The sequence below is a fragment of the Bradyrhizobium sp. USDA 4516 genome (assembly GCF_054055915.1).
In genome coordinates this window covers 6332675-6352087 of the sequence record NZ_JBSRXT010000001.1, presented here as the reverse complement: position 1 = coordinate 6352087, position 19413 = coordinate 6332675, and the positions used below count along the sequence as shown (strand labels likewise).

Genomic DNA, 19413 nt, shown 5'->3' with positions numbered 1-19413 from the left:
GCCGCATCACCCTCGCTCCGGCGCCAGCGCACCGAACAGAATAACGGCAGCCGCCGTGGCCGCGCCGGCATGCGTGAGCTGTTCGGCCAGCGCTGCGATCGTGGTGCGAAGCAGCCGCTCGTCGGTGTGCCCGAGCGATTCCGCCAGCAGTGCGGGCGTGTCGGGCGCGAGGCCGTGCGCGATCAGCCTTGCGGCCAATGCCGGGAAGGTCCGCCGCCCCATATAGACGACGGTGGTCGCTTCCGGATCGGCCAGCGCCGCCCAGTTCAGATCCGCGGGCAATTCGCCCGTCACGTCGGCACCCGTGACGAACTGGACCCGGCGCGAGGTCAGCCGGCGCGTCAGCGGAATGCCGGCCTGCGCGGCGGCAACCGAGGCCGAGGTCACACCGGGAATGATTTCGTAGCCGATGCCGGCCGCGCGCAGCGCTTCGATCTCCTCCTCGAGCCGTCCAAAAATACCGGCGTCGCCGGATTTCAGCCGCACGACCCGCACGCCGGCGGTGGCATAATCGACCAGCAGCCGGCTGACATGGTGCTGCTTCGCCGACAGGCGGCCGGCGCGCTTGCCGACCGCGACGAGGTTGGCGCCGGCGCGCGCGAGATCGAGGATCGCGCCCGAGGCAAGATCGTCATAGAGCACCACATCGGCCTTGCGCAGCCGCGCCGCTCCCTTCATGGTCAGGAGTTCGGGATCGCCGGGACCGGCCGAGACGAAGGAAACGAATCCGCTCACCGGTCCTCCGCAATCAGATGGAAGAATGTACCCGTCGCACAGCCGCGCCGCGATCCGGTCTCCGCAACGATCGTACCAGTCGCATCACGCACCACCGCGAGCGGCGTGTCGGGCTGCGCGATGATCGTCGAATAGTGAAACTCGTGGCCGCGCAGGCGTGCGCCTGGGCCGTGGCCGGGCATCGGTGCGGCGAGCTCGGCGAGCCGGTAGCCCAGATGCATGCGGCGCTTGGCATAGCTCGTCTCAAGGCCGAGCAGGCCCGCCATCTCGTGGCGCACGCCGTCGGCATCGGTCAATGCGGCGCCCAGCACCATGTAGCCCCCGCATTCGCCATGCACCGGCCGCGTCTCGGCGAAGGCGCGGAGCCACCCGAGAAATTGCCTGTTGGCCGCAAGCCGGCCGGCATGCAGTTCGGGATAGCCGCCGGGCAGCCAGCACACATCGGCGTCCGCGTCGGGGCCTTCGTCCGCAAGCGGCGAGAACGTCACGATCTCAGCGCCGGCCGCTCGCCAGGCTTCCAGCATGTGCGGATAGACGAACGAGAATGCGGTATCGCGCGCCAGCGCAATGCGCTGGCCGGGCGGCGTGATGTCCAGGCTGGGTACGGCGGATTGCGGCGACCAGACCTCGGCCGATTTCAGCACGGCGTCGAGATCGACATGCTCGGCGACGAAGCGTGCGGCTTCGTCGATCAGACCGTCGATTTGAGCCTGCTCTTCGGCCTGTACCAGGCCGAGGTGACGCTTCGGCAAGGCGATCTCGGCGTGGCGCGGCAGCGATCCCAACACCGGGATGCCCGCGCCTTCCATGGCACTGCGCACCAGGGCTTCATGCCGTGCGCTCGCGACGCGATTGAGGACGACGCCGGCAAGCCGAACGCCGGCGCGAAAATCGCGCAATCCCGCCGCGACCGCCGCCGCGGTCTGCGCCTGACCAGAGGGATCGATCACCAGCAGCACCGGCCACCCCATCATCTCGGCGATGTCGGCGGTGGCGCCGGTTCCCGAGACGCCCCGCGCGGCGACGCCGTCGAACAGTCCCATCGAGCCTTCCGCCAGCACGAGATCGGCATCCGCGCCGCGGCCTGCCAAATGCGCGATGGCTTCGCGCGCCATCGCCCAGCTATCGATGTTGACCGACGCGCGTCCCGTGGCGACCGCGTGAAAGGCGGGATCGATGTAGTCAGGCCCGCTCTTGAGGCATTGCACCCTCACGCCGCGATTGCGATAGGCGCGCGCCAACGCCAGGGTCAGCGTCGTCTTGCCGACACCGGATGCCGGCGCGGAGATGACGAGCGCCGCGGTCATTGCGATGATTCCGGAAAATGCGGCGCCGCCCCGACCGGACGGTAGCGACGGTCGTAGTCAGCTGCATAGAGACGACTCTCGGCGAATTCGTCCGCGCCGAGCGTCTTGCCGACCAGAATGAGCGCAGTGCGTTCGAGCTCGGGGCCGACGGCGGTATCGAGCGTCGCGAGCGTGCCGCGCACGATGCGCTGGTCCGGCCAGCTCGCGCGCCAGACGATCGCAACCGGGCAATCCGCGCCGTAGTGCGGCGTGAGCTCGGCGATGACCTTGTCGAGCAGATGGATCGAAAGATGGATCGCCAGCACCGCGCCGGTCGCGGCAAAGGCTGCGAGCGTCTCGCCATCAGGCATCGCGCTCGCCCGGCCCGGCGTGCGCGTCAGCACCACCGATTGCGCAAGGCCCGGCAGCGTCAGCTCGGCCTCCAGCGCCGCCGCGGCTGCCGAGAAGGCCGGCACCCCGGGCGTGACCGAATACGGAATCCGCAACGCGCGCAGCCGGCGCAGCTGCTCGCCCATCGCCGACCAGATCGAGAGATCGCCCGAATGCAGCCGCGCGACGTCCTTGCCCTCTGCATGCGCGGCAGCGATCTCGGCGATGATTTGGTCGAGCGAGAGCGGCGCGGTGTTGACGATGCGCGCATCCGGCGGACAATGCGCCAGAACACCCGATGGCACCAGCGATCCGGCATAAAGACAAACCGGGCACGAGGCGATGAGATCGCGCCCGCGCAGGGTCAGCAAATCGGCAGCGCCGGGTCCTGCGCCGATGAAATGCACCGTCATTCGCCGTCTCCTTCCGCGATCGCCGCAACGGCCATCCGGTCCGGTGACGCGGTCCTGATCGAGATCAGGCGTGCACCGCGCCCTGCTGCAGCGATCGCCGCAGCTTCGGCGACCGAGCCCGTTCCGAATCTCGCCTCGATGAACTCGGATTGCGTTGCAGTCTTTATTTCAGCCAGGACCCCGGCGGGAATGCTCAGGACCGGCAGCCCCAATTCCCGCGCCAAGTCCCTCAATGCCGCCGCATCGGCCTTGTCACTCACCGTTGCAATTGCCGCAAGGCTGTCGGAACCGCCTGCCGCGTCGAGTGCGTCGCGCAAGGACGCGACACTGGCATTGCGCCTGAATCCGAGACCGGCGACTTTCATCGGAGCGCGCTCCATTGCACGATCGGCCGCGCGGCCTTCCAGGCGCGATAGCGGCCCAATGGCTCGGCCTGCGCGATCTCGAGGCGCATCAACTCGCCGCCATGACGCCGGTGCAGATCGGAGAGCAGCGCCTCTGTCTCCAAGGTCACCGCATGTGCGACCAGCCGCGTGCCCGGCGCGATCCGCGACCAGATCGCATCGAACATCGCGGCGTCGAGGCCGCCACCGATGAACACAGCGTCAGGCGCGGCGAGGTCCGATAAAGCGCCGGGGGCCTCGCCTTCGATGATCGTGATCCGATGCGCCAGGCCGAAGCTCGCCGCATTGCTGCGGATGTTGGCGGCGCGTTCGCTGCGGGCTTCGACGGCGATCGCCATCCCTCCACACAGCGCCCACTCGATCGAGATCGAGCCCGAGCCCGCGCCGACATCCCACAGCCGCTCACCGGGCCGCGGCGCGAGCGCCGACAGCGCAAGCGCGCGGACCGGCCGCTTTGTCATTTGCCCGTCATGCACAAAGAGCGCATCGGCAAGACCCGAGCTGCGTGCGATTCCCTGCGCTCCCCGCGCCTCCAGCGCGATCGCGATCAGGCTCTCGCCTGAATCACCCGCATACGAGTCGGCGCGATGCTGCGTGATGGATTCACGCGGTCCGCCAAGCGCCGCAAGCGTCCATATTGCCGACGCCCCCCAACCACGCTCCGTCAGCCAGCGCGCAAGGTCGGAAGCTGCCTTGCCGTCACGCAGCAGGCAGATGATCCGCGCATCGCGCACTAGATGCGGCAACAGCCGCTCGAACGGCGCGGCATGAAGACCGAGACAGACAGCATTCTCGATACGCCAGCCCAAACGAGCCGCCGCCAGTGAGAACGTCGACGGCGCGGAGTGCGCGACCCACTCACCGGCCTGCAGCTTCTCGACAAGGCTTCCGCCGACGCCATGCCAGAACGGATCGCCCGACGCGAGCACCGCCGTCGGACGGCCGCGACAGCTCAGCACGATGTTCGCATCGAACGGCACCGGCCAGGCACGGCCACGGTCGGCGATGCCGGCGAGCGCGAGGTGCCGTTCGCCGCCGAAAACTGTTTCGGCTTCACGGAGCGCCTTTCGGCTTGCATCGGAGAGGCCGGCAAGGCCATCTTCGCCGATGCCGATGATGGTCAACCACGGATTACCCATGATGCGTGCCCTGATCCTGGGCGGAACGGCCGACGCCAATCTGCTCGCCGCTGCGATCGCAAGCGCGGGGATCGACGCGGTCTATTCCTATGGCGGCCGCACCCGTGCGCCAGCTGACCAGCCATTGCCAGTCCGCAGCGGTGGTTTCGGCGGCGTCAGCGGTCTTGCCGACTATCTGCAACGCGAAGCCATCACGCATGTGGTCGATGCGACGCATCCCTTCGCGGCCGAGATGAGCCGCAACGCCATCGCGGCGTGCGCGCAGACCGCAACGCCGCTGCTCACGCTCGAACGCGCGCCCTGGGACAAAACCTCCGGTGATCGCTGGATCGAGGTCGCGGACGTCGTATCCGCAGCCGCGGCCTTGCCGGACAGCCGCGCCAGCGTGTTCCTCGCGATCGGCCGCCAGCACGTCGCGCCGTTCGGCGCCCGGCCGCAGCATGCCTATACGTTGCGGTTCGTCGACCCGCCCGAGCAAGCGCTTCCATTGCCCGATGCCGACGTCATTGTGTCGCGCGGCCCCTTCACGCTCGAGGGTGAGCTCGCGATGATGCGCACGCGTCGCGTCGAATGGATCGTCGCCCGCAACTCCGGCGGAACCGGCGCGCGCGCCAAGATCGACGCCGCCCGCGTGCTCGGCCTTCCCGTCATCATGATCACACGGCCGTCGCTGCCCGACCGGCCACGGGTGGAAAGCGTGAGCGAGGTGATGCAGTGGCTCGGTCATCGAACCTGCCTCGGCGCGTAGACCCAGCGGCCGACCCGCCGTGTCGCCGAATTGCCGACGATCACGAGCGTCCGCATGTCGGCCATCTCCGGCCTTGCGTCACGCAGTTCGACCGTCTCGATCCGCTGCTCGGGCGTGCTGACGGCGCGCGCGAACACCACGATCCGCTCGTCACAGCCGGCCTCGCGCAAGATCTCGAGCGCGCGCCCAAAACCTTCCGGCCGGCTGGCCGAGCGCGGATTGTACATCGCGATCGCGAAATCCGCTTCGGCCGCAAGCCGCAGGCGCTTCTCGATCAGCGGCCATGGCTTGAGATTGTCGGAGAGGTTGATCGCGCAGAAATCATGACCGAGCGGCGCGCCGGCGCTTGCCGCCGCCGCCAGCATCGCCGTCACGCCGGGCAGAACGCGAATCGGCAGGTCGTGCCATTGCGGCGCGTCCTCCAGCGCTTCGAACACGGCCGATGCCATCGCAAACACACCGGGATCGCCAGAGGAAACCACGACGACGTGGCCCCCTTCCGACGCGAGCCGCAGCGCGGCAGCGGCGCGCTGCAACTCCACGCGATTATCCGAGGGATGCAGCGTGAGCCCGGCGCGCGGCGGCACGCGGGTCACATAGGGCGCATAGCCGACGATGTCGGTCGCAGCCGCGAGCGCAGCAGCGACCTCCGGCGTGATCAGCGCCTCATCGCCCGGTCCGAGCCCCGCGATGGTCAGCGTGCCGGTCATTGCGCGGCCTCCCTTCGCCGTCCCTGCCCGTGCACCAGCACGATCGCAAAATACGGACAATCGGCCTCGCCGACATCTGCAAGCCGTGCGACGCGCTGATCCGGCATGGTGCCGCGTTCGACCAGCCACGCATCATCGAGGCGCCCCGCGGACGCCAGCGCGCGGCGAATCTTCGGAAGATTGCGACCGGTCTTCATGACGACCAGCGCGTCGGAGCTGCGCATCCGCTCGGCGAGCTCCGCTTCCGGCAGCGTCCCCATCAGAACGGTCGTCATATCGTCGGCCAGCGCAATCGGCTGACCCACCGAATTCCAGCAGCCGACCATGCCGGGAATGCCGGCGATCACCTCGATCTCGACACGCCCCTGCAGCCGTGCATGCAGATGCATAAATGAACCATAGAAATAGGGATCGCCCTCGCAGAGCACGACGATGTCGACCGCGCGCGCAAATCGCGCCAGGCGCTCGGCCCATTCGTCATAGAAGTCGGCAAGCAGCCGCGCATAGTCCGGACTGTCGAACGCGATCTCGGTGGTGACCGGATATTCCATCGGATATTCGTCGACGTGAGCGGCGAGCAAGCCTTCGACAATGCGGCGAGCCTGCCCCGGCTGGCCCTTCTTGCGAAAATAGGCGACGTGCTTCGCGGCACGCACAACGCGGTCGGCGCGCACGCTCATCAGGTCCGGATCGCCTGGGCCGAGGCCGCAGCAGATGATACGTCCCATCGCTATTCGCTCCGGCTCGCCAGCGCATTGACGGCGGCAACCGTGATCGCCGAACCACCGAGCCGTCCCTCGACCGTCAGCGCCGGCGCGGGGGGCTCAGCCATCAATGCCGCCTTGGATTCCGCCGCGCCGACAAAGCCGACCGGACAGCCGATGATCGCCGCCGGCCTTGGGCAATCACCATCCTCCAGCATGTTGAGCAGATGAAACAGCGCCGTCGGCGCATTGCCGATCGCGACGATGGCACCGGCCAGATGCGGCCGCCACAGCTCGAGCGCTGCCGCGGAGCGCGTGTTGCGCATCGATTGCGCAAGCGCAGGTACCTTGACATCGCCGAGCGTGCAGATCACGGCATTGCCGGCCGGCAGCCGCGCGCGCGTGATTCCCTCCGACACCATGCGCGCGTCGCAGAGGATTGGCGCGCCCTCCTGCAAGGCGGCTCGCGCGCGCGCAGCCATGCCTGATGTGAAGCGCACATGCGCTTCCAAGCCTACCATACCGGCGGCATGGATCATGCGCACGACCACCGGCTCTTCGTCTGGCGTGAAGCGGGCAAGATCGGCCTCGGAGCGGATGGTGGCAAAGGACTGGCGATAGATCGCCGCGCCATCGGTCTCGTAGACGCGCGGCATCAATGGCCTCCCGTCAGCACGGTAGGATTTGCGACGAGGTACGAACTGCTCAACCCTCGGAGGACCGGCGCATCCCGCGTCGTGCTGCGGCGGATCAGATCAAAGCCCTCGTCTGTCGCAACGAGGGTAACATCCGCAGAACCGGAATGGGCGCAGCCCTTGGCGCAGCCGGAGACGTGAAGCCGCGCATCGGATGGAATATGCCGCGCGAGCGCCGATGCCAGCATACGCGTGTCCGCATGCGCATCGCCGCAGCGCGGTGCGCCGCTGCAGGCGACCACACGAAGCCTCGGATCGCCGGCATCAGTCACGAGGTCCGCCCCACCGGGCATCTCGCGCATCCCCTCCACCAGCATCATCCGCCACGGTGTCATGCGGAGAGCCCGCGCGCAGCCGGCGAGATCGTTGAGCGTCTGGTGCGGGATCTGCCCGAAGGCGACGCCAACCATCGCGCCCATTGGATAGATGCCCGGCACTGGACTCGACGATTGGCCGACTGGTTCGGCATCACCGCGAAGCGACTGCGGCAGGCTCGCGCCGCCGGCGAGATGAGCCGCCATCCGTCGCCGCTCACCCCTGGTTCCGCCGGAGGTGACAAACCATTCGGCCAGCGCCAACGCGACCTGAACGGCCTCGCTCCGCATGACCGAAAGCCCGCGCTGCGCGCCATCGGCCCGCACCAGCAGTCCCCGGCCGCGATCGCGCTCGATCCTGATATCGGCGGACGCATCCGCCAGCATCCGCGCATTGCCATCATCGATTGCGAAGCCGAACTTGGTTGGAAGACCAAACGAGGCACCGGCAAGCCCCTGCTCAAGCTCGGTCGCAAGCGAGCGCGTCTCGTCGGCGACAGTCCAGAACGGCGTCACCAGAATGTTTCGCTGCGCCTCGGTATTCGAGTCCGTGTCCAGCAACCCGAGTTCAGCGAGCCCATCGACCAGGGGCGGATAAGCTTCATCGCTGACGCCGCGAATCTGGAGATTGGCGCGGCTGGTCAGGTCGATCAGGCCGTTGCCGTATCGCGCCGCCAGCCTGGCGATTCCCGCTGCCTGCGCCGCGTCCAGCCGTCCGCCGCGCGGGCGAATGCGCACCACGAGGCCATCGCCTGACTGCATCGGCCGCAGCGCGCCTGGACACCAGCCCTTGACCGCAACCGCGCTCATGAGGCCTCCTGCAGCGCAGCCGCGATCGAATTGCGCCGCGTCTGCCAGAGCGAGGCTTCATGCAATCTCGCGAAGCAGGTTTCGATCGCAGCCAGCGCCGCCGGGTTCTCGCGCGCCATGAAGCCGCGAACCTCGTCATTGCCGAGCGTCGCATCGTAGTAGAGATCGAACAGATGCGGCGGCACCGCGCCGGCAAGATGGGCGAACGCCGCCATGTGCTCCAACGTCGCTGTGATTTCGGCGGCACCACGGAAGCCATGGCGCATCATGCCCGCGATCCAGGCAGGGTTGGCCGCGCGCACTCGCACCACCCGTGAGATTTCCTCGGTCAACGCCCGGGCATGCGGCTGATCCGGCCGCGTCGCATCGAGGTGATAGAGCGATGGGGCTTTCGTGCCAAGGCGCCTCGCCGCCGCCGCGATGCCCGCCTCGTGCGCGGCGTAGTCGGCCGCCAGCAGCAGATCGGTCTCCGGCAGATCCTGGGTGTGAACAAAACTGTCCGCAGCCGCGAGCCGCGCCTCGATGCCGGCGCGATCGGGCCGCATCTCGCCGTCGGATGCGAGAGCCCACGACGATGCCGACAACCAGGCTTCGCCGGCCGCCTCGCGCGCCTCCGGTGTGAAGACGTCGGGGACCGACGAAATGCCAACGCCATAATGTCCGGGGCGAGGACCGAACACGCGCGCGATGCGCTGCCGGTAAGGATTCTCGTCCGCCTCGTCGCTGCGTTCGGACAACGCCTCCGCCGCGGCTTCGAATAACTGGGCCAGCCCTGAGAAGACGTCGCGGAACAGCCCCGACACGCGCAGCGTGACGTCGATGCGCGGCCGGCCGAGCTCTGCCGGCGCGATGATGTCGTAGCCCGACACCCGCCCCGAGCCGTGATCCCAGCGCGGCGCGATGCCCGCGAGATGCAGGGCCATCGCAAAGTCCTCGCCGGCGGTGCGCATCGTCGAGGAGCCCCAGAGGTCGACCACGAGTCCCTTCGGCCAGTCGCCGTGATCCTGCAAATGACGGCGCAGCAGCCCTTCAGCAAGCTTCACGCCTTGCGCATGCGCCGACGGCGTCGGCACCGCGCGCGGATCGACCGCAAACAGATTGCGCCCGGTCGGGAGCACGTCGCTGCGCCCGCGATAGGGCGAGCCCGACGGCCCCGGCGCAACACGCCGGCCGGCGAGCGCACCAAGCAACGCCTCCTTCTCCGCCTCACCGCAAGCGCCCTGCCCGAACACATGCAGGCCGTCGCCGAACTGGCTTTCCTTGAGGTCGCAGACGAAACGATCGATCTGCGGAATGGCCTCGGCCGCGGAGACCGACGCGGCGAGACCGAGATCGTCCTCCAGCCCGGCGATGCGCGCTTCGTCGCGGATCGCGGCGATCAGGCGCTGCCGGCGCGCCGGATCGAGACCATCGGCGGTCGAATACTCATCGAGCAAGCGCTCAAGATTGCGCAAGCCTTTGGGGACCGCGGCCTGTGCCAGTGGCGGCGGCAGATGACCGATCGTCACGGCACCGATCCGGCGCTTGGCCTGCGCCGCCTCGCCGGGATCGTTGACGATGAAGGGATAGACAACAGGCAGATCGCCGATCAGCGCCTCCGGCCAGCATGCGGGCGACAGCGCAACCGACTTGCCGGGCAGCCATTCCAGCGTTCCGTGCGCGCCGATGTGGACGACGGCATCGATGGCCTGCCGCCTGAGCCACAGATAGAACGCGACATAGGCATGGCGCGGCGTGCGCGCCAGATCGTGATAGTCGGCGTCGCGCTGTCCCACCTCACCGCGCTCCGGCTGAACGGCGATGACCGATTTGCCGCAGCAGATCGCCGCGAAATGAAATGCGCCGTCACGGCAATCGGGATCATCTTCCGGCGCGCCCCATGCGCGGCTGAGATCGCCCTGCAGCAGCTCGGGAAGGCCGGAAAGCGCCGCACGATAGTCGGCGACGTTCCACGTCAAATTCCTGCGCAAAAGAATGTCGCCCAGTGACTCCACCGGCTCAAGGTCAAATCCCGCGCCCGCGAGATCAGCCAGCATCGCCCCGACCGAGGCAAGCGCATCGAGGCCGACGGCATGCGCGATCTGATGCGGGCGGCCGGGATAGTTCGAGAGCACCAGCGCGAGCCGCTTCTCCTGTGCCGGCTTGCTGGCAAGCCGATGCCAGGCGGCCACGCGTGCGGCAACTGCAGCGACGCGCTCGGCATCCGGTCGATGCGCAAGATGCGCGAATTGCAGCTCAAGATCGCGCTCACCAGGCGATTTGAAGCTCACGACCCCTGTGAACAGGCGGCCGTCGACCTCCGGCAGCACCACATGCATCGCGAGATCGCCGGGCGAGAGCCCGCGGAGCGACAAGGCCCAATCCTCGCGCCGCGCGGTCGACAGCGCGACCTGGAACACCGGGCATGATGCAGCGTCGAACGGCGTCGTGCCGTCGTCACCGGCCGCGGAAAACGCGGTCGCATTGACGATCGCCGCTGGAGCGCATTGCGCAAACTGAGCGCGCAGCCAATCGGCCACGCCCGCCGCCTTCAGCGAGGTGACGAACACACCGTGGGCATCAAAGCCCCTCTCACGCAATGCATCGATCAATGCATCGACCGGCGCCGTATCGCCTGCCGCGAGGTAGGAACGATAGAACGTCACCAGCACGCGCGGCCGGCCGTCCGGTGCCGGCAACGCCGTGATGGCACCGCGCCGGGAATCGTAGACGCCGATCTCGGGAAGATCGATCTCGCCGACCACCGGCCCGGCATAGAGTCCGGACGCCAGCGCCAGTTGCGCGATCACGGCCTGCGCGGCAACCGGGCCGCCCTTGTCGCACAGCACCTTCAGACGGCGCAGCGTCGAGACCGGCAAGGTCGAGAATTCATCGAGCCGCAGATCGTCGCGGCCATCCGCCGGCAGCACCACCAGGGCAATGCCGCGCTCCTTCGCCAGCCGATGCACCGCGGCCAGCCCGTATGACCAATAGGGCTCGCCGCCGATCAGCCGCACCAGAATGCCGCGGGCGTGCGAGAGCGTCCGCTCGATATAGGTATCGACCGACAGCGGATGGCGCAGCTCCGCGAGATTGGCGAGCCGCAGCGACGGCAGCGCAGCACGGCCGCGCCGCCAGCCGGCCGCGAAGGCAGCAAGATCGCTGTCGGAAAACGACAACACCACGAGATCGGCCGGATCCTGGCCGAGGTCCCTTGGCGTCGCGGTCTCCTCAAGGCCGCGGCTCTCGCGGAAGACGACGTGCATCAGACACCAAGCCGTGCCCTGATCGCGGCTTCATCGATGTCGGCATGTTCGCCGATCACGACGAGCTTCGACTGCCGCGCCCGGGCGCCCCAGGGCATGTCGAACTGATGCCGCACCCGCTCGCCGACCGATTGCACCAACAGCCGCATCGGCTTGCCTTCGACCGCGATGTAGCCCTTGGCGCGCAGCACGTTCTGCTCGCGCGCCAGCCCCTTGATCGAGGCGACCAGCGCGTCGACATCCGAAACTTCCGGAAGATCGATCACGACGGAATTGAAATCGTCGTGCTCGTGTTCCTCCTCGCCATCGTGATGCGACGGCCGCGCCGCGAGATCGCTTTCCGCCGCCGCCCCGAGCCCGAGGATCACGCGCGCGTCGATCGTGCCGTCGACGACGGGCAACATCGGCACCTCGCGCGGCATCTCGGCCGCGATCACCTCTTTCGCTGCCTTGATCCCCTCCGCCCCCGCGAGGTCCGCCTTGGTCAGCAGCACGATATCGGCACATGCGATCTGGTCCTCGAACACTTCCGACAGCGGCGTCTCGTGGTCGAGATTGTCATCCGCCGCACGCTGCGCATCCACCGCGGCCGGATCAGGCGCAAAACGGCCGGCGGCGACGGCCTCGGCGTCGGCGAGCGCGATCACGCCGTCGACCGTGATCCGCGAACGGATCTCCGGCCAGTCGAACGCTTTCAGCAGCGGCTTCGGCAGCGCGAGCCCGGAAGTTTCGATCACGATGTGATCGGGCTTCACGTTCCGCGCCAGCAACTGCTCCATCGCCGGGATGAAATCGTCGGCGACGGTGCAGCAGATACAGCCATTGGCGAGTTCGACGATGTTCTCGGCCGGACAATTGGCGTCGGCGCACGACTTCAGGATGTCGCCGTCGACGCCTTCGCTGCCGAATTCGTTGACCAGCACCGCGAGCTTCTTGCCGTTGGCATTGCGGATCAGATGCTGGATCAGTGTCGTCTTGCCGGAGCCGAGAAAGCCGGTCACGACGGTGACCGGAATTTTGGCGAGCGTGGTCATTCTGCGGCCTCCGGCACGACGGGAAGAGGTGGAATGCGGGCGAGCGATTGCTTGCGGAAGATTTCCGGACGGCTGCGCCACGGCACGATGCCGTCGGGCGCCGCCGCATAGGCGGAGGCACCGGCGATCACATCCGCGGCATTATCAGCGGACAGTCGGCCGTAGACATAGGACCAGCGCCCCGGCGCGCTGAGCGCGACCGAGCAACCCTGGCTGCAGGCCGACAGGCATGCGACGGGAACCAGATTGACGTCATCAGGCACGCCGGCCTCGACAAGCGCGGCATGCAGGCGTGCACCGGGCGCGAGCTCACCTTCCGCCGGCGTCTGGCCGGCGCGGCAGGTGATGCAGACATGAAGTGTAACGCTCATCGCCCTTCCTGGATTGACAGCGGGAAGCGATGAGGCACACGAACCGATTTTGGACAGGTTCGTTCCCCGTCGCGGAACACCCCGTCCGCCGGTTTCACAACATGCTGCGTTGGCAGGTCTCCCGGCTTGCGGAGCAGGTTTTACCCTTCGATGCCCACCTTCCCGACTCCGTATGGAATCAGTGGCTTGGGCATCTCTCCGGTCACGGTCGCGGGGGCGGCTGCGCTTCGGGCCCGATTTAGCGGAGCCCTATCGCATTCCCTCTTCGCCTGTCGTAGGACAGGAACCAACGCAGGACCACCATTCGTCCAAGCCTCGCACTTGTCAAGCCGAAGGAATGTGATGACTTCTGATGGAAAGGACGCTGAAGACGGCGCCCTCGGCACCGATCTTTCGCCGGATGCGCGCCACGCGGACAAGATGGCGAAAAAGAAGGCCGCCCGCGACCGCATCATGGCGACCAAGAGCGGTGAAAAGGGCCTGATCATCGTTCATACCGGCGCCGGCAAAGGAAAATCGTCCTCCGCGTTCGGCATGATCGTGCGCTGTGTGGCGCACGGCTTTCCCTGCGCCGTGGTGCAGTTCATCAAGGGCGCCTGGGATACCGGCGAGCGCCGCCTGCTCACCGGGCATTTCGGCGATCTCTGTCAATTTCACGCCATGGGCGAAGGCTTTACCTGGGAGACGCAGGATCGCGCCCGCGACATCGCGGCAGCGCAAGCCGGCTGGGAAAAGGCCAAGCAGCTGATCGCAGACCCGAGCCTGCGCATGGTCGTGCTCGACGAGATCAACATCGCGCTACGCTACGATTACCTTGCGATCGCCGATGTCGTCGACTTCCTGACCACGTCGAAGCCGCCGATGACCCATGTCGTGCTCACCGGGCGCAACGCCAAGGAGGAGCTGATCGAGATTGCCGATCTCGTCACCGAGATGACGCTGGTAAAGCATCCGTTCCGCTCCGGCATCAAGGCCCAGCCGGGCGTCGAGTTCTGACGGGCATCACGATGGCGCGCGCATTGATGATCCAGGGAGCCGGCTCGGACGTGGGCAAATCGCTCATCGTCGCCGGCCTCGCCCGCGCCGCCAGACGGCGCGGCCTGCGCGTGCTGCCGTTCAAGCCGCAGAACATGTCGAACAACGCCGCCGTGACCGTCGATGGCGGCGAGATCGGCCGCGCGCAGGCGTTGCAGGCGCTCGCCGCCGGCGTCGAGCCGCACACCGACATGAACCCGGTGCTGCTGAAGCCCGAGACCGATGTCGGCGCCCAGGTCATCGTGCACGGCAAACGGATCGCCACCGCACGCGCGCGCGAATATGCCGGCATGAAACCATCGCTGATGGGCGCGGTGCTGGAGAGTTTTGCGCGCCTGAAGCAGCGCGCCGATCTGGTGCTGGTCGAGGGCGCCGGCAGTCCCGCCGAGGTCAACTTACGCAAAGCCGATATCGCCAATATGGGATTTGCGCGCAAAGCAGACGTGCCCGTGGTGCTGGTCGGCGACATCGACCGCGGCGGCGTGATCGCGCAGCTCGTCGGCATCAAGACGGTGATCGACCCTGATGATGCCGCGATGATCCAGGGCTTTGTCATCAACAAATTCCGCGGCGATCCGACATTGTTCGACGACGGCTATCGCCTGATCGAAGAACGCACGGCGTGGCGCGGCTTTGGCGTGCTGCCCTGGTTCGTCCGCGCCGGCGAACTTCCGGCCGAAGATGCGCTCGGGCTCGGCGAGGCGCGCAAGCCCGGCCAGTGCAAGATCGCGTTCCTTGCGCTGTCGCGGATTGCCAATTTCGACGACCTCGATCCGCTGAAGCTCGAGCCCGGCGTCGATCTCGTGATGGTACGTCCGGGCGAAGCCATCCCGGGTGATGCGAAGCTCGTCATCCTGCCCGGCTCGAAATCGACCCGCGGCGATCTCGCCTTCCTGCGCGCGCAGGGCTGGGACATCGACCTCCTCGCGCATCATCGCCGCGGCGGCCATGTCCTCGGCCTGTGCGGCGGATACCAGATGCTAGGACACAGCGTCGCCGACCCCGATGGGATCGAAGGTCCTGCCGGCGAAACGCGCGGGCTCGGGCTGCTCGATGTCGCAACCACCATGACCGAACAGAAGACGCTGACGCGCTCCAGCGCGGTGCATGCCGCGACCAGCCAGCCGATCAGCGCCTATGAAATCCATATCGGGCGCACCGACGGGCCGGATCGCGCGCGGCCCTTTGCATCACTCGACGGTACGGCTGAGGGCGCGGTCTCCGCAGACGGGCGCGTTCACGGCAGCTATCTGCACGGCCTGTTCGCCTCGGATGAATTTCGCAAGGCGTTCCTTGCACAGCTCGACATCCCCGCGGCGGATCAGACTTACGGCGCCAGGGTCGAGAGCGCGCTCGACGCGCTCGCCGGGCACATCGAGACCCATCTCGATGTCGAAGGCCTGCTCGCGCTGGCGCGTTAAAGCGAGATGATTCCTTCTCACCTCGCCCCGCGTGCGGGGAGAGGTCGGAACGCATCGCTAGATGCGTTCCGGGTGAGGGGGAGTCTCCGCAACCGCAGCTGTCGCCGAATATGCGGATGCGGCCCCTCACCCCAGCCCTCTCCCCGTAAGAACGGGGAGAGGGAGCGCAGCGCCGTCGCAATCAGCGCGACAACACGGCGGAAAGGCGCGACCACTCGGCCTCGCCTCCCGGCAAGCCGAGGCGCAGCCATCCCGGTTTCTGCTGGAAGACCCGCGACCAGATCTGCGCACGGGCAAGTTTCTCCTGCGCAGCCAATGCATCGCCCGTCTGGTAGAGCCGGAACAGCAACGTGCCACCGAGCAGCGTCCAGCCCTGCGATCGCGCTATTGCATCGAGCCTGACGCAGTCGTCCGCGAGCCGCGCAGCCGTCGCCGTTGCCCAGTCGTGATCGAGCAACGCGCGCCGCCCGATCGCGATTGCTGCTCCCGAAACCGGCCATGGGCCCGCCCTCGCCGCAAGCGCGGCGACGTCCGCCTCGCTGCCGATCGCGAAGCCGAGGCGCAAGCCGGCAAGTCCGTAGAACTTGCCGAATGAGCGCAGGATCAGCAGCCCCGCGTGTCCTGCTTCCGGTGCAAGGGACAGGTCAGGAACGGCGTCCGCAAAACTCTCGTCGATGACGAGCCGGCCAACGCGCGGCAGCAGTGCCAGCAACTCGCGCCGGTCATGGCGTCGTCCGTCGGGATTGTTCGGATTGACGACGACGGCGATGTCCGCTCCCGCCAGCGCGGCGAGATCGGACACCTCGGCGACGTCCCAGCCGGCGGCCGACAACACCGCGGCATATTCATTGTAGGTCGGCGCCAGAATCCGCGCCCGCCCCTTGAGCGCCAGATGCGGCAGCAACTGAATCGCGGCCTGCGCACCACCCATCGCCACGATCGGCGCCTTGGTGACATAGGCCTGCCGCGCAGCGTCGTGCAGCGATTCAAGATCGGATCGCGACGGCAACGCGCTCCATTGCCGCGGCTCGACATCGACCAAGGGATACGGCACCCGATTGATCCCGGTCGACAGGTCGATCCAGTCGTCCGCGGCGCCGCCGAAGCGCTGCCGGGCGACATCAAGGTTCCCGCCGTGCTCACGCATGCGCCGCACCTTCACGCCCGCGCCAGGGCGACAAACGCCGCAGCCAACAGCACCATGGCGTAGCGATAGAGTTTCAACCCGGTGAGGACATCAGCGGCAGCCGGATCGCGCGCCCCCTCGTTCAGCCAGGGCTCATCGGCGACGTGCCCGTGATAGATGCGGGGACCGCTGAGCCGCACGCCGAGCGCGCCGGCCATCGCAGCTTCCGGCCAGCCGGCATTCGGCGAGCGATGCCGGCGCGCATCGCGCAACATGCATGACCACGCCTGCGAACGGTTCGGCGCGAGCAGCACGAACAGAACACCCGTCAACCGCGCCGGAATGAGATTGGCGAGATCGTCGATCCGGGCGGCTGCCCAGCCAAAGGCTTCGTGCCGCTCGGTGCGATGACCGATCATGGAGTCCAGCGTGTTGATCGCCTTGTAGCCAAGGATTCCCGGCAGGCCGAACAGCGCGCCCCAGAACACCGGCGCCACGATGCCGTCGGATGCATTCTCGGCGAGGCTCTCGATGGTGGCGCGCGCGATGCCGACGTCGTCGAGCGTTGCCGGATCTCGCCCGACAATCTGCGCGACCGCCGAACGTGCGGCCGTGATGTCGCCGGATACCAAGGGACTTGCCACCGCGGCGACATGGTCATGCAGCGAGCGCACGGCAACCAGCGGCCACGCCAGGACGCCGACAAGGACAATGCGAACCCATCCGGATGCGAGCACGGACTGAACGGCCCAACCGAGCGCAATCACCAGCGCGATCACCAGGATCGCAGCCGCAATGCCAGCCACGCGACGAAACGCCGGCGGGTCGGAGGCGCGGTTCCAGGCGCTATCGACAAGATTGATCAGCCGGCCGAGCCAGGTCACGGGATGGCCGATGCGGGCAAACAGCCACGCCGGCCAGCCGATCAGGGCATCCACCGCCATCGCCACCGCCATCGCTCCCGCAAAACCCACGATAATCCTCTCCGCGCCGCGGTCCCCCTGATGCGCAAGACATCGGCCGAGTGCAAGCCCTCCGTGACGGATTTCGGCTTTGTCTTTCTCCGCGATTGGTGGTTAGAGCGTTTGTGAACGACGCGCGTACCGGTCGCACAGGAGATGATATGGCCGTCATTCTGATCACGGGGGGAGCGCGGTCCGGCAAAAGCCGGCGCGCCGAACTTCGTGCGCGCAGCTTTCCGGGACAGCCGGTCTATATCGCGACCGCCGAGGCGCTCGATGCGGAAATGGATGAGCGGATCGCCAAACATCGCGCGCGGCGCGGCAGCGACTGGATCGAGCGCGAGGTGCCGCTCGATCTGGTTGAAGTGCTGTCCGGGACCGATGGCGCTGGTGCAAGGCTGGTCGATTGCCTGACGCTCTGGCTATCCAATCTGCTGCATGCCGGGCGCGACTGGTCGCAGGAAGTGACGCGGCTGGCGGATGCGCTGTCGCGCCAGCACGGCCCGGTCGTGCTGGTCACCAACGAGGTCGGCCTCGGCATCGTGCCAGACAATGCATTGGCGCGGACGTTCCGCGACGCCGCAGGAATCATGAACCAGACTATCGCCGGCATCGCAGACGAGGTCGAGTTCGTCGTTGCGGGCCTGCCGATGAAGCTTAAATGAAATCCGAGATCGATCCTGCCAAAGGCCCCGCAATGGTCTCATTCGACGATACGTTTCGCCGGCAGCTGCACGATCTGTTCGTGTGGCGGCGCGACGTGCGGCGGTTCCGAACCGATCCGCTGCCGGATGGCACGATCGAGCGGCTGATCGAGATCGCCTGCCTGTCGCCTTCGGTCGGCCTGAGCCAGCCCTGGCGGTTCGTCGTTGTCGACGACAAGACACGACGCCGCGCTGTCATCGACGACTTCAAGGCCTGCAACGCCGATGCGCTGCGGTCCTATTCGGGCGAGCGCGCCACAAAATACGCCGCGTTGAAATTATCGGGCCTCGAGGAGGCGCCGGGCCACCTCGCCGTGTTTGCCGAGAAGACCGACCGGATCGGCGCCGGTCTCGGCCGCGCGACGATGCCGGAGACGTCGGAATATTCCGTGGTGGCCGCGATCTGCTCGATGTGGCTTGCCGCGCGCGCCGAAGGCATCGGCATCGGCTGGGTGTCGATCCTCAATCCAGAACGCATTCATGGCGTTCTGGAAATCCCGCACTCCTGGAAATTTATCGGCTATCTCTGCATCGGTTACCCGCAGACCGAGTGCGACCGTCCGGAGCTCGAACAGGCCAAATGGGAATCGCGGCGAGGTCCGGATGAATTCACCATCCGACGCTGACCGCCCCCCTGCCGGCGACGGCACCTTGAGCTGTGACGCGCACTGGCGCGCCGACATCGCCTCGCTGGTCTTTCCCGTGCCGGAGCACCGCGCTATCTGCGCGGTGCATCGGGGCGCCTTTCGCACGCTGCTGGGCACCGATCCGACGGTGGACGCATGTCTCGCCCATTTCAGGCGGTTTGAACCAGCCTTCAAGGCAGCCGCACGCGCCAAGATCGAGCGCAAGCGCATTCCTCTTGGAACAAATTTGCATCTTACCAGTCGCGACATCACCCGAAAGCTGCTAGAAGCCGATCAAATCGAATGTGGAGAACGACCATGAGCCAGTCCCAGACCGCGCAAACCCAGGTTACTCAAGCTCAGGTCACGCATCTGCCGATCGCTACCCGACAGGTCGGACGGCTTGTACAGTCGTTGATGGCCATGACGCTCGGCCTGTTCATCGTCGGCGTGGTCGGCTTCTCGCACATCGACGTGATCCACAACGCCGCGCATGACGTGCGCCATTCCAACGCCTTCCCCTGCCACTGATCTCGTTGGC

General features: G+C 67.2%; 21 protein-coding genes and 1 riboswitch. Of the genes, 7 read left to right on the top strand and 14 right to left on the bottom strand.

Annotation, left to right across the window (positions count from 1 at the left end):
• Window positions 1-6: 6 nt before the first annotated feature.
• From cobA to cbiE, 5 genes are read right to left on the bottom strand one after another with little or no spacing between them, the layout of a single operon-like run.
• Window positions 7-735: a uroporphyrinogen-III C-methyltransferase gene (gene cobA, locus ACVI1L_RS28895; RefSeq protein WP_229189275.1), complete on the bottom strand. Its 729-nt coding sequence runs from the start codon at window positions 733-735 to the stop codon at window positions 7-9.
• On the bottom strand, window positions 732-2042 hold the full coding sequence (locus ACVI1L_RS28890; protein ID WP_456784440.1) for a cobyrinate a,c-diamide synthase: 1311 nt from the start codon (window positions 2040-2042) through the stop codon (window positions 732-734). Before ACVI1L_RS28890 ends, cobA begins: the two co-directional genes overlap by 4 nt.
• Window positions 2039-2824, bottom strand: coding sequence for a precorrin-4 C(11)-methyltransferase (gene cobM / locus ACVI1L_RS28885; protein WP_229189273.1), 786 nt, complete (start codon window positions 2822-2824; stop codon window positions 2039-2041). Before cobM ends, ACVI1L_RS28890 begins: the two co-directional genes overlap by 4 nt.
• Window positions 2821-3189: a cobalamin biosynthesis protein gene (locus tag ACVI1L_RS28880; protein ID WP_057015941.1), complete on the bottom strand. Its 369-nt coding sequence runs from the start codon at window positions 3187-3189 to the stop codon at window positions 2821-2823. Before ACVI1L_RS28880 ends, cobM begins: the two co-directional genes overlap by 4 nt.
• Entirely contained in the window at window positions 3186-4367 is a 1182-nt protein-coding gene (cbiE, locus tag ACVI1L_RS28875) for a precorrin-6y C5,15-methyltransferase (decarboxylating) subunit CbiE (RefSeq protein ID WP_456784439.1), read from the bottom strand. Before cbiE ends, ACVI1L_RS28880 begins: the two co-directional genes overlap by 4 nt.
• Here cbiE and ACVI1L_RS28870 point away from each other — a divergent pair.
• On the top strand, window positions 4366-5115 hold the full coding sequence (locus tag ACVI1L_RS28870; protein WP_057015897.1) for a cobalt-precorrin-6A reductase: 750 nt from the start codon (window positions 4366-4368) through the stop codon (window positions 5113-5115). The genes cbiE and ACVI1L_RS28870 overlap by 2 nt on opposite strands.
• Here the strand turns inward: ACVI1L_RS28870 and cobJ are convergent.
• From cobJ to ACVI1L_RS28835, 7 genes are read right to left on the bottom strand one after another with little or no spacing between them, the layout of a single operon-like run.
• Window positions 5091-5825, bottom strand: coding sequence for a precorrin-3B C(17)-methyltransferase (gene cobJ, locus ACVI1L_RS28865; RefSeq protein WP_456784438.1), 735 nt, complete (start codon window positions 5823-5825; stop codon window positions 5091-5093). The two genes, ACVI1L_RS28870 and cobJ, sit on opposite strands and share 25 nt — an antisense overlap.
• Window positions 5822-6553, bottom strand: coding sequence for a precorrin-2 C(20)-methyltransferase (locus ACVI1L_RS28860; protein WP_456784437.1), 732 nt, complete (start codon window positions 6551-6553; stop codon window positions 5822-5824). The genes cobJ and ACVI1L_RS28860 overlap by 4 nt, the downstream gene beginning before the upstream one ends.
• Before the next feature lie 2 nt (window positions 6554-6555).
• Window positions 6556-7185, bottom strand: coding sequence for a precorrin-8X methylmutase (locus tag ACVI1L_RS28855; protein ID WP_456784436.1), 630 nt, complete (start codon window positions 7183-7185; stop codon window positions 6556-6558).
• Window positions 7185-8348, bottom strand: a complete 1164-nt coding sequence (gene cobG / locus ACVI1L_RS28850) for a precorrin-3B synthase (protein WP_456784435.1) — start codon at window positions 8346-8348, stop codon at window positions 7185-7187. Before cobG ends, ACVI1L_RS28855 begins: the two co-directional genes overlap by 1 nt.
• Complete coding sequence (cobN, locus tag ACVI1L_RS28845; RefSeq protein WP_456784434.1) at window positions 8345-11593, bottom strand: cobaltochelatase subunit CobN; 3249 nt, start codon at window positions 11591-11593, stop codon at window positions 8345-8347. The genes cobG and cobN overlap by 4 nt, the downstream gene beginning before the upstream one ends.
• Entirely contained in the window at window positions 11593-12627 is a 1035-nt protein-coding gene (gene cobW, locus ACVI1L_RS28840; RefSeq protein WP_057015891.1) for a cobalamin biosynthesis protein CobW, read from the bottom strand. Before cobW ends, cobN begins: the two co-directional genes overlap by 1 nt.
• A complete protein-coding gene (locus tag ACVI1L_RS28835; protein WP_028331460.1) occupies window positions 12624-12998 on the bottom strand; it encodes a DUF1636 family protein in 375 nt (124 codons plus the stop codon). Before ACVI1L_RS28835 ends, cobW begins: the two co-directional genes overlap by 4 nt.
• A 94-nt stretch (window positions 12999-13092) precedes the next feature.
• Window positions 13093-13304: riboswitch (cobalamin riboswitch) on the bottom strand.
• Between the two features lie 36 nt (window positions 13305-13340).
• Here ACVI1L_RS28835 and cobO point away from each other — a divergent pair.
• Window positions 13341-13994, top strand: coding sequence for a cob(I)yrinic acid a,c-diamide adenosyltransferase (cobO, locus tag ACVI1L_RS28830; protein ID WP_141339887.1), 654 nt, complete (start codon window positions 13341-13343; stop codon window positions 13992-13994).
• Window positions 13995-14005: 11 nt separating this feature from the next.
• Complete coding sequence (locus tag ACVI1L_RS28825) at window positions 14006-15454, top strand: cobyric acid synthase (protein WP_057015889.1); 1449 nt, start codon at window positions 14006-14008, stop codon at window positions 15452-15454.
• A 181-nt stretch (window positions 15455-15635) separates the two neighbouring features.
• Here the strand turns inward: ACVI1L_RS28825 and cobD are convergent, their stop codons facing one another.
• Both cobD and cbiB read right to left on the bottom strand, forming a co-directional pair.
• Window positions 15636-16601: a threonine-phosphate decarboxylase CobD gene (gene cobD, locus ACVI1L_RS28820; protein ID WP_456784433.1), complete on the bottom strand. Its 966-nt coding sequence runs from the start codon at window positions 16599-16601 to the stop codon at window positions 15636-15638.
• Window positions 16602-16612: 11 nt separating this feature from the next.
• Window positions 16613-17554: an adenosylcobinamide-phosphate synthase CbiB gene (cbiB, locus tag ACVI1L_RS28815; RefSeq protein WP_456784432.1), complete on the bottom strand. Its 942-nt coding sequence runs from the start codon at window positions 17552-17554 to the stop codon at window positions 16613-16615.
• A 149-nt stretch (window positions 17555-17703) separates the two neighbouring features.
• Between cbiB and cobU the strand changes: the two genes are divergently transcribed.
• From cobU to ACVI1L_RS28795, 4 genes are read left to right on the top strand one after another with little or no spacing between them, the layout of a single operon-like run.
• Window positions 17704-18207, top strand: coding sequence for a bifunctional adenosylcobinamide kinase/adenosylcobinamide-phosphate guanylyltransferase (cobU, locus tag ACVI1L_RS28810; RefSeq protein ID WP_057015887.1), 504 nt, complete (start codon window positions 17704-17706; stop codon window positions 18205-18207).
• Between the two features lie 32 nt (window positions 18208-18239).
• A complete protein-coding gene (gene bluB / locus ACVI1L_RS28805) occupies window positions 18240-18872 on the top strand; it encodes a 5,6-dimethylbenzimidazole synthase (RefSeq protein WP_456785622.1) in 633 nt (210 codons plus the stop codon).
• Window positions 18850-19194 carry a hypothetical protein gene (locus ACVI1L_RS28800; RefSeq protein ID WP_076833476.1) on the top strand — a complete coding sequence of 115 codons (345 nt, stop codon included), beginning with the start codon at window positions 18850-18852 and terminating at the stop codon, window positions 19192-19194. The genes bluB and ACVI1L_RS28800 overlap by 23 nt, the downstream gene beginning before the upstream one ends.
• Entirely contained in the window at window positions 19191-19403 is a 213-nt protein-coding gene (locus ACVI1L_RS28795) for a CbtB domain-containing protein (RefSeq protein WP_456784431.1), read from the top strand. Before ACVI1L_RS28800 ends, ACVI1L_RS28795 begins: the two co-directional genes overlap by 4 nt.
• Window positions 19404-19413: the final 10 nt, after the last annotated feature.

What these genes read in the sequence shown, in the direction of transcription:
- cobO (WP_141339887.1), top strand. Translation starts at nt 13,341, where the DNA reads ATGACTTCTGATGGAAAGGACGCTGAAGACGGCGCCCTCGGCACCGAT.
- ACVI1L_RS28890 (WP_456784440.1), bottom strand. Translation starts at nt 2,042, where the DNA reads ATGACCGCGGCGCTCGTCATCTCCGCGCCGGCATCCGGTGTCGGCAAG.
- cobG (WP_456784435.1), bottom strand. Translation starts at nt 8,348, where the DNA reads ATGAGCGCGGTTGCGGTCAAGGGCTGGTGTCCAGGCGCGCTGCGGCCG.
- ACVI1L_RS28825 (WP_057015889.1), top strand. Translation starts at nt 14,006, where the DNA reads ATGGCGCGCGCATTGATGATCCAGGGAGCCGGCTCGGACGTGGGCAAA.
- ACVI1L_RS28795 (WP_456784431.1), top strand. Translation starts at nt 19,191, where the DNA reads ATGAGCCAGTCCCAGACCGCGCAAACCCAGGTTACTCAAGCTCAGGTC.
- cobJ (WP_456784438.1), bottom strand. Translation starts at nt 5,825, where the DNA reads ATGACCGGCACGCTGACCATCGCGGGGCTCGGACCGGGCGATGAGGCG.
- ACVI1L_RS28800 (WP_076833476.1), top strand. Translation starts at nt 18,850, where the DNA reads ATGAATTCACCATCCGACGCTGACCGCCCCCCTGCCGGCGACGGCACC.
- cobN (WP_456784434.1), bottom strand. Translation starts at nt 11,593, where the DNA reads ATGCACGTCGTCTTCCGCGAGAGCCGCGGCCTTGAGGAGACCGCGACG.
- cobU (WP_057015887.1), top strand. Translation starts at nt 17,704, where the DNA reads ATGGCCGTCATTCTGATCACGGGGGGAGCGCGGTCCGGCAAAAGCCGG.
- bluB (WP_456785622.1), top strand. Translation starts at nt 18,240, where the DNA reads ATGGTCTCATTCGACGATACGTTTCGCCGGCAGCTGCACGATCTGTTC.
- ACVI1L_RS28880 (WP_057015941.1), bottom strand. Translation starts at nt 3,189, where the DNA reads ATGAAAGTCGCCGGTCTCGGATTCAGGCGCAATGCCAGTGTCGCGTCC.
- cobW (WP_057015891.1), bottom strand. Translation starts at nt 12,627, where the DNA reads ATGACCACGCTCGCCAAAATTCCGGTCACCGTCGTGACCGGCTTTCTC.
- ACVI1L_RS28860 (WP_456784437.1), bottom strand. Translation starts at nt 6,553, where the DNA reads ATGGGACGTATCATCTGCTGCGGCCTCGGCCCAGGCGATCCGGACCTG.
- ACVI1L_RS28835 (WP_028331460.1), bottom strand. Translation starts at nt 12,998, where the DNA reads ATGAGCGTTACACTTCATGTCTGCATCACCTGCCGCGCCGGCCAGACG.
- cobD (WP_456784433.1), bottom strand. Translation starts at nt 16,601, where the DNA reads ATGCGTGAGCACGGCGGGAACCTTGATGTCGCCCGGCAGCGCTTCGGC.
- cbiE (WP_456784439.1), bottom strand. Translation starts at nt 4,367, where the DNA reads ATGGGTAATCCGTGGTTGACCATCATCGGCATCGGCGAAGATGGCCTT.
- ACVI1L_RS28870 (WP_057015897.1), top strand. Translation starts at nt 4,366, where the DNA reads ATGATGCGTGCCCTGATCCTGGGCGGAACGGCCGACGCCAATCTGCTC.
- cobM (WP_229189273.1), bottom strand. Translation starts at nt 2,824, where the DNA reads ATGACGGTGCATTTCATCGGCGCAGGACCCGGCGCTGCCGATTTGCTG.
- ACVI1L_RS28855 (WP_456784436.1), bottom strand. Translation starts at nt 7,185, where the DNA reads ATGCCGCGCGTCTACGAGACCGATGGCGCGGCGATCTATCGCCAGTCC.